Origin of the sequence: Stecheria intestinalis, from assembly GCF_009696165.1 — a bacterium.
GTDB lineage: Bacteria > Bacillota_I > Bacilli_A > Erysipelotrichales > Erysipelotrichaceae > Bulleidia > Bulleidia intestinalis.
The window spans coordinates 45,167-54,025 of sequence record NZ_VUMN01000020.1 but is presented as its reverse complement, the minus strand read 5'-3'; the positions used below and the strand labels follow the sequence as shown (position 1 = coordinate 54,025).

The following is an 8,859-nucleotide window of genomic DNA, read 5'->3' as shown; positions in this document are numbered from 1 at the left end:
TCATTACAGGAACTATCTTCGACAGTCACAAGATTTCTATTACCGAATGGATAGAATACTGGCGTAATCTGCTCCAATATCTCAGCTTAAGCGCGGACTCCTGGAACAACAAAAATGCTTTTACTACGGCAAAATACTGGTTTGCAAAGACGTGTCTTCTGCTGGAAGAAATTCAGGATTCTATCCTGCTTGAAGGCGATGTTTATTGCGATGAGACATTTATTCCAGTTCGCAGCGAAGATATCATTCGCAAAGAAAATTACCAGAAGCTGCGCGGCCATTCTATTAATCAGATGTGCATTGCGACAATCACAGATGGTAAAACCGTGTTTGTAAAGTACATTGGCTTGGGCGAGCCAGCCGGCAGACAAGTATATGAAGCTTTAAAGGATCATATCAAGCAAGGATCAAGATTGATCACTGATGAAGATCCATGCCATAACATGCTTGTCAGGAAGCTGGAACTGAAAAATATCCAGTATGATTCTAAGAAAATGAAAGGTTTGCCCGACAATAAGAATCCGATGAATCCCATCAACCAGGTTCATAATAGGCTGCAGAAGTTTTTAAGAGCACACAGCGGCTTTAGAAGAGATGAACTTCCTGGTTATCTGAACCTATTTGCATTCAGCTTCAATGCTCCGCACGATCTTTATGAGAAATTAGACCGGCTGCTGAATTTGAGTTTTGAAAACCCGAAAACACTTCGCTACAGAGAGCTGTATCGCAAGAGTAAGCCAGATTTGTAAGATCCTCAGCCCCCTTGTGCAAATACGGCTTTTAAAGAAAAACACCGATCCCTTTTCAGTACCGGTGTTCTTCGGATTCTGGCTGCAATAATCTCAGTGCTTTGCGCGGGTCAGGATTTCCACTTTCTCAGCGATGACGCTGAGATTGTAGAACGTCTTCTCATTGCGCTCGACGGCGTCGCCGCTGAGTCTTCCGCGTACAGCGACGAGATTGCCAGGCTTGCAGGCAGCTGATACTTCTTCTGCAATTCCTTTCCACAGCATGACGTTGAAGATGTCCTGGCTGACGGAGCCGTCATCATTATGGAAGTTGCGGTCGGCTTCGATCAGCAGCCAGCTGATCGGGTTTCCTTTGGCCGTGGTGGTAATGACGGGCTGTTCCTTGATTCTGCCTACGATCGTGATTGAATTCATTGTTCTTTTTCCTCGCTTTCTGAACCTCAGGCATCGGCATTATCCGGGATTCAGAAACGGATGGCAAATCACGGAATCAGAGATCTCATGGCCAGAAAAGGCAGATACGATATATCGTACCTGCCCTTGGGTTTCATGGAATGCTTATCTGTGCAGGGGCTTCAGAATCGTGAGAACGGATCTGGAGAGGTCGATCTTCTGCGTCAGACCCTGGCATCTCTCCGGGGTCATGGTTTCCACAAGTCTGAATTCTTCAAACAGAGAGACACGGTTCATCTCGCCATGCAGAACGCTGATTGCTAAGTCGAGCGGGCTGTCGAAGAGATGCAGGAAGGCGCCAAGCGTGCGTTTCTTCATCTCGGAGAGAGATTCTTCCGGAAGCTCTGCCTGAAGACAATCTTCAAGCTGCTTCGTGATGAAGTCTGAGAATGCATCGGGATCGAGGCCTTCATCGCTGAAGAGGATCATAGCCTGATCGCGGCTGATCTCGGAGTCATAGCTGAAATACGGAGTGATCTTCTTCTCATCGATCCAGGTCTGATAGGCAGCGTGCTGGGGAGAGAACCAGGCGTCCATCTTCATCTTGAGGGCCCATTCCGTTTCCAGCCTGAGGCGGTCATCTGCGATGTCCGGATTCAGGCGGAAGCCTTTCATGATACGGGAATCGCTGAGGTCCATCGCGGTTTCGCTGCGGGCGCGGAATACGGTTTCCGGTTCTTTCTGGAGAGCCCGTTTCAGGAAGACCGGCGCGCTGAAGGTCCTGGATGCCTGGTTCTTGCGGATCAGGTCCATGACTGCTTCGGGATCGCATGGCGTCACGAGGATCAGATTCATGCGGGAAGGATGGTAGTTCAGCCGATAGGCCTGTTCGAGATCAGCGAGGGTCATCGCCTGAATGGAGGCTTCCGTTCCGACGATATCTTCCCTCAGGGGATGATACTGGTACATCGAGCGCATCGTCTCGAGGAACAGCCTGGAATCGCCATCCTGCAGATACATGCTGCGCTCCTGCTGGATGATTCCCTTCTCTTTCTGGACGGATGCTTCGGTCACCGCAAAGTTCTGCACGAAGTCGAGCAGCAGCGATAAAGGTTTTTCAATATCGGGATCCGGAGTAGTGAAGTAGTAAACTGTCTCTTCATAGGACGTATAGGCGTTCACGTTGGCGCCGAGCCTGGAAAAGTCTGCCATGACATCGCCATGATCGCTTTCAAACAGCTTATGTTCCAGAAAGTGAGCAGTGCCTGACGGGAAGTTCAGAATAGTGCCGTCTTCGGTTTCTTCCCGGCAGTCCAGACTTCCGTATGGGGCTGCCAGCAGGCAGGAAGTAGTCGTGAACAGGGGTTTATGGAACAGGATCACATGCAGACCGTCTGCCATGGTCTCCTCATACCAGACTTCCTGGAATTTCGTTTCTTCATGACGGATCATCTGCGTCTTCCTCCAGAATCAGAACTTCGGCCAGTTTCAGGCCGGCATAGGCGTTCATGATATCTTCTCTGGTCACGGTCTCAAAGCGATGGATCATGCGGGGAATGGAGTCTTCCGTATGAAGCAGCACGCTGCGGCAGTCATCCCAGATCAGGCTCGGGCCATGGTCCATGGAACCGCGCCAGGAATTGATATACATCGAGCGGGCAGTTTCCAGCTGATCATCAGAAAACTCCCCTTTCTGCATCCTGCTGATCTGCTGAGCAATCAGGGTTCCTGCTTCAAGAAGATCCCTGCGGTTCATGCCGGCGGTGATTCTCAGCATTCCGTCATAGATCAGATTCTCGGAACCGATGCTGTAGCAGAGGCTGCGGGCTTCCCGCACTTCCTGGAATAAGAGCGAAGTCGGAAGTGCTCCGAGAATGCCGTTGCCCAGCATGAAGGCAGGCATCAGCGGATCCTGATAGCGTAGTCCGTCTTCATAGAGCTGAACGAGGAATGACTGGCTGATCGGCTTCTTCAGGATCGTTTCCGAATATGGTCTTGTCTCAGGGTCTGCCTGAAGCGATACCATCGTATTCCGGTCAGAAAAGGAAAAAAGGGAGCGGGCTGCTTCCAGGCATTCATCGGCATCGACGTTGCCGAGCACGAAGAGATGGATCTCCGCCTGATCAATCAGTTCTTTCCAGGCAGCGGTGCATGCTTCATTTGTCACGCAGCAAAGTTCGCTTTCTGAGGGAAGGCATCGCTTCTTCATGGCACCGCCATATCGGAGAGAGGCTTCCTCGACAGCTGCAGCTGAAGGGTCATCGAGGGTCATGCGGACGGCAGTGATGGCTTTCTGAACGCATTCCTCAAAGAGATGCGATTCAAATAATCCGTTTTCAAGATACGGCCTGCAGGCATAATCCCTCAGCACTTCCATCTGCCTGTAAAGCAGGGAATCAGAAACATAATGGGAATCCGCAGTGCTGCAGGAGAATTCGAGCAAGTCAAGATTGCCGCGCGGATCTGAAGTCACGGATAAGGAAGCACCATAGAGATCATCAAGGCGCTTCTGCGTTTCCAGTTTCGTGCGGGAGGTATCGCATACTTCAGCAAGCAGGAACGAAAGCAGAAAATGTGCCGGACGCATCGTGCTTTCAAGCGGCAGGAAGAAATCAAGGTTCATGGTCACATCCTTGAATTTCTCTGTCGGGTGGATATGCAAGCTGCAGTTTTCTGAAAGTCTGAATGTCTGCATAAAAAAAGAGACCTCCACAGTCTCTTATTATAGCCATTCAGAGGGATTTGCGGAGTTCGTGCTGCTTCTCGCGCTCAATGTCCCGCTTTGCCTTCTGCAGGTCCTTGCTCCAGTGGCAGCTTCCGCCGCACGTGCCGCAGTCGCCGGCGCACTTGATGAAGCCTCCTTTTCTGCGGATATAGCGGATATCAGCGATCACCAGTGCGACCACGACAGCCAGCACCAGGAATGTACTCAGATTCATGGATTTCACCTCCATCTGCCCCTACTATGACCGAAGGAAGTCCGAAAGTCAATTAGATTGCACTAACTATTTTCAACAGAATCAACGATCTGTCTCTGCAGGGCGAAAAAAGGCCTGCCTGCCGGAAAGGCAGACAGACCAGGAACAGCCGCAGCTCAGATTGCACCGTATTTCTTCAGGAATTTCTCGATCTCCGTGCCATGGATCTTCTTCAGGAGCTTATCAACGACCATCTTCTCCTTGAAATCCATCGGACGGTCGGTCAGCTTCTTTCCGTCGCCGAGAATGACGGATGCCCTGACAAGGTCCCGGATGTCATATACGGATCCCCAGACTTCCGGAACGCCGCGATCGACGTGGCAGAGCGTGTAGACAGCTTCCATACCGGTGCGGATGGAGTACTCCGTCGTGAACACCGTATCACGCGGGGTCTCTGCAAACTGACCGAGGAAGGCCAGGTTCACGCTGCCCTCCGGCACGACCAGCGGACGGTCTCCGTATCTGCGCGGCTCAAAGAAGGAAGTGACATACGGCATCATGCATGGCGTCGTATTGCAGGAATTGGCTGCCAGATCCATGATGTCATGTTCCGGGATGCCGATGTGATACAGCCACTCTGCGCAGAGTTCCATGCCCGTGCACTTGTACATCGGCTTCTTGATGTAATCTCCTTCTTCCTTCCAGCAGTTCAGTCCATAAACCCAGATCAGGCAATGGTCTTTCGGCTGCTCGACGAACTGGCCCTGGCGGTTGATGGTCCAGCTGATCAGCCAGGAAGAGTCCTTGGCAGTGACGATGCCGCCGGTGACGACTTTGCCGGAGAGCGGATCGCGGTGGCAGATCTTCTCGATGGCTTCAAGGATGCGGGGATCAGCGGTATCGACGGTCCAGGATTCCCAGCTGGTCTCCTGGATGGACGGGAAGAACTTATCCGGGTTGCCGAACGCCTTGTCCTGAGCAGCGAGCTTCTTCCAGAGCTCGATCGAAGGCCCTTCGCCATTCCTGCAGGTGACGACCGGAGCGTGGTTCTGGTCTCCGTAGGCAGAGTTGTCGCCCTGGCAGCCGTTGGTCACGAAGACGAGATCATTCTCCGTGAGACTGATGGTCTTCTCTTCGCCGCCCTGCGTATAGACGATCTTCTGAGCAACCTTCTTCTCCGGGGTGCAGTTGACGCGGATGTCGGTGACAGTCGTGTCGTATTCGATCTTCACGCCGTGGTCAGTGAGGTATTTCACCATCGGCTTGATCATGGATTCATACTGGTTGTAGCGTGTGAATCTCAGCGCAGAGAGATCCGGCAGACCATCGATATGATGGATGTAGCGCTGCAGATACAGCTTCATCTCAAGAGCACTGTGCCATTTCTCGAAGGCAAACATCGTCTGCCAGTAGATCCAGAAATTCGTCTTGTAGAAGTCTTCATCGAAGACGTCATCAATCGTCTTGTCAGCCAGTTCTTCATCCGTCATCATGAACAGATGGAGCAGTTCTTTCTCTGCTTTCGGGTTCATGCCGTATTTCTTGTCGGTATGGGCATCCTGACCCTGCTTTTCGGTAACCCTGCAGAGCGAATAGTTCGGATCCTGCTTGTTGAGACGGTAGTATTCAGAGAAAATCGTTTCACCCGGATTGTCAATAGACGGAATGGAACGGAACAGATCCCACATGCATTCGAAGTGGTTGTCCATCTCTCTGCCGCCGCGCATGATGAAGCCGCGCTGCTTGTCATAGAAGCCATCGCAGGAGCCTCCGGCAATCGGGAGATGCTCGAAGAGCGTGATGTTCTCGCCTGGCATCTGCGCATCTCTGACCAGGAAGCAGGCCGCGGAAAGGCCGCCCAGACCGGTGCCGACGATGTAAGCGTGCTTCTGCTCGATTCCTTCCGGCTTATCCGGTACTGCAAATGCTTCATAGTTTCCGCTGGAATAATACATATTCTGTTTTTCCTCCTGAATTTGATCCGTACCCCTTTGCATCACTGGAGTACTTCGGATAGTTTCATCATAGATTTTTTCGACCACCGGTCAATTTACGCAAACCGTTTTCTGTCTGTTTTTCTGACAGACCGGCCGATCTGTCAGATCACCGGAAAAAGAAAAAGCGGCTGAAGTGCTTTCAGCCGCACGTGTTTCTCAGTCGTTATCGTGAGAGGTCTGATTGTCTTTCTTGATGAATACTTCTCTTGGCTTGGATCCCTGGGCAGGACCGATAATGCCCTTTGCCTCCAGGAGATCGATCATGCGGGCAGCCCGGTTGTAGCCAATGCCGAAGCGCCGCTGCAGAAGCGAGGTCGAAGCTTTCTGAACATCGATGACGTAATCTTTGACTTCTTCATAGAGCGGATCTGCATCTTCGCCTGGCTTGCCGGTGAAGCTCTCTCCTTCGCCATCAACCTGATCGAGCAGGACGAAGGCGTCGTCATACATCGGCACTGCTTCCGAAGAGACATATTCGGTGATGCGGCGGACTTCGTCATCGGTGACGAAGACCCCCTGAACACGCGTTGCATTGGCAGCGCCGATCGGCATGTACAGCATGTCGCCGTTGCCGAGCAGACGTTCTGCGCCGACATGGTCCAGAATCGTGCGCGAATCAATCCCCGAGGAGACCGCAAAGGCGATACGGCTCGGAATATTGGCCTTGATGATGCCGGTGATGACATCAGTAGACGGGCGCTGGGTCGCGATGATCAGATGGATGCCGGCAGCCCGGGCCAGCTGCGTGATACGCTGGATCGAGGTCTCGACTTCCTTGCCTGCCACCGCCATAAGGTCGGCCATCTCATCGATGATGACGACGATATACGGCATTTTCTTCGGTTTCGGAGATCCGTCTTCCGGAGCCGGGCTGTTTTCGACCATCGTATTGAAACCCTGGATGTTGCGTACGCCTGCTTTCGAGAACATGTCATAGCGTTCGTCCATGATCCGGACGATGACCTTGAGGGCGTTATTTGCCTTCATCGGATCATTGATGACCGGACCGATCAGGTGCGGTACTTTCTGGTATGGAGTGAATTCAACTTTCTTCGGGTCGACAAGCAGCAGCTTGACTTCATCCGGCTTCGTCCTTAACAGGAAGGACGTGATGATTGCATTCATGCATACAGATTTTCCGGAACCGGTAGCACCCGCAATCAGGAGATGCGGCATCTTGTCGAGGCGGCAGGTGACGCAGTTTCCGAGCAGGTCCTTGCCGAGAATGAAGACGAGCGGCTGGCTCTGTTCCTTTTCCGGAATCTTCTGAATCAGCTCTTTCATCTTGACCGGGGTCGCGGTGACGTTCGGAATCTCGACGCCGACGGCATTATGGCCAGGGATCGGTGCTTCGATGCGGATATCGCGGACGGCCAGCTGCATCTTCAGGTCTTCCGTCAGATTCAGAATCCGGGATACTTTGACATTGGCTTCCGGACGGACTTCGAATTTCGTGACGGCAGGTCCGATATGGGTATCCATGAGCCTTGCTTCAATATCGAAGTTGCGCAGCACCTGGATCAGAAGCTCGCCTTTCTCGCGGGCTGCTTCGACATTCGGATCATCTTTGGGTCTCGGCGGAATCGGATCGAGAAGACTCAGCTTCGGCAGCCGGTACGGCTTCTTCGGCTTCGAACCTTCCGGGGTCTCCGGCACCTGCACGTCCGGATCTTCCGGATGGCGGACGGCCGGGGAGGCTTCCGGAATTTCTGCAGGAACCGGTTCCGGCTCAGGGTCGGGTTCAGGTTCAGGTTCTGGCACAGGCTCCGGCTCAGTGACCGGTTCTTCTGGTTTTTCTTCTTCCGGCTGTTCCTGATGATCGACGAGCTCATCGACGGTCATGAAGATGGAACGAGGTGTTTCTTCTTCCTGCGGTTCCGGATGATCTTCCGGTTCGCCTTCATCGGCACGGATACCGAACGCGGAAGGCTCCGGCTGCTGGTTTCTCAGATTCTGGAATGGCAGCGTATAGGGATCCGGTTCCGGCTCGGGTTCTTTTTCCTGAATCGGGCGGACCGGTTCCCGGACTGGCTCTTCCGGTTCTTCGGCAGGATCTGCTGACAGCATCTTCACGGATGGCTGAGAAGAGCTTAGCGAAGCAGGACGGGGTTCGGAAGGAGCTTCGATGGGTTCTCTCTCCTCTTCTTCGTCTTCCGGTTCTTCTTCATTGTTTCCGTCATCCTGAGGAGTCCTGAAATAGTCGGCAATCGTTGCGAATGCCTGCTTGTATACTTCCAGATTCACAAGCAGCAGCGCTGCGATGATAAACAGCACGACGATGATCAGAACGGTTCCGGACCGATCGACAAGCAGTGTCGTGATGCTTAGCAGCAGTGCACCGAAGATGCCGCCTCCGGCTTCAATCGCCGGATCGCTCGAAAAGAACGACTGCACGTTCAGGGCATACTGCTTCAGAATCTCAAAACCGCGCAGGTCTGCTTCTGTGTCCGCATATGAACACCATAAAAGCAGTGCGCATACGATCAGCAGCACCGCAGCCGGATTGCGGCTGGAGGTATTGCCGCTGCGGCGGTTGATCATCGTGATCAGAATCTGCACGACGACCACCCCCATCATGATGAAATAGAACCGGCCGAACAGAAAACGGCAAAGCCTGCTCAGAAAGACGCCGACCACGCCCATCTGCATGTAGGCAATGATGGCAATCGCTCCGAGCAGGACGATTTCAATCCATTCTTTGAGTTCCTGATCTTTCGCTTCTTCGGCTTTTGTCTTGCGTCTGCTGGCTGATTTAACTGTCTTCTTTCCGGATTTCTTCTTATTTGATGACACGTTAATCCC

Annotated in this window: 7 protein-coding genes; 1 reads left to right on the top strand and 6 read right to left on the bottom strand. The window is 52.7% G+C overall.

Going from position 1 to position 8,859, the window contains the following annotated elements:
* On the top strand, nt 1-749 hold a 749-nt coding region (locus FYJ51_RS08805; RefSeq protein WP_154505038.1), incomplete at its 5' end, for a transposase.
* Nucleotides 750-842: 93 nt separating this feature from the next.
* Here the strand turns inward: FYJ51_RS08805 and FYJ51_RS08800 are convergent.
* The 6 genes from FYJ51_RS08800 to FYJ51_RS08775 all read right to left on the bottom strand — a co-directional run bounded on the left by FYJ51_RS08800 (nt 843) and on the right by FYJ51_RS08775 (nt 8,850).
* Complete coding sequence (locus FYJ51_RS08800) at nt 843-1,163, bottom strand: single-stranded DNA-binding protein (protein WP_105304151.1); 321 nt, start codon at nt 1,161-1,163, stop codon at nt 843-845.
* 144 nt (nt 1,164-1,307) lie between these two features.
* Nucleotides 1,308-2,594 (bottom strand): EF-P 5-aminopentanol modification-associated protein YfmH, encoded by a 1,287-nt coding sequence (gene yfmH, locus FYJ51_RS08795; protein ID WP_154505036.1) that lies wholly within the window; start codon nt 2,592-2,594, stop codon nt 1,308-1,310.
* Entirely contained in the window at nt 2,581-3,765 is a 1,185-nt protein-coding gene (locus tag FYJ51_RS08790; protein ID WP_205946265.1) for a M16 family metallopeptidase, read from the bottom strand. Before FYJ51_RS08790 ends, yfmH begins: the two co-directional genes overlap by 14 nt.
* 109 nt (nt 3,766-3,874) lie before the next feature.
* A complete protein-coding gene (locus FYJ51_RS08785; RefSeq protein WP_204378602.1) occupies nt 3,875-4,081 on the bottom strand; it encodes a FeoB-associated Cys-rich membrane protein in 207 nt (68 codons plus the stop codon).
* Between the two features lie 155 nt (nt 4,082-4,236).
* A complete protein-coding gene (locus tag FYJ51_RS08780) occupies nt 4,237-6,015 on the bottom strand; it encodes an oleate hydratase (protein ID WP_154505032.1) in 1,779 nt (592 codons plus the stop codon).
* Nucleotides 6,016-6,213: 198 nt separating this feature from the next.
* Entirely contained in the window at nt 6,214-8,850 is a 2,637-nt protein-coding gene (locus FYJ51_RS08775; RefSeq protein ID WP_277085377.1) for a DNA translocase FtsK, read from the bottom strand.
* Nucleotides 8,851-8,859 lie beyond the last annotated feature (9 nt).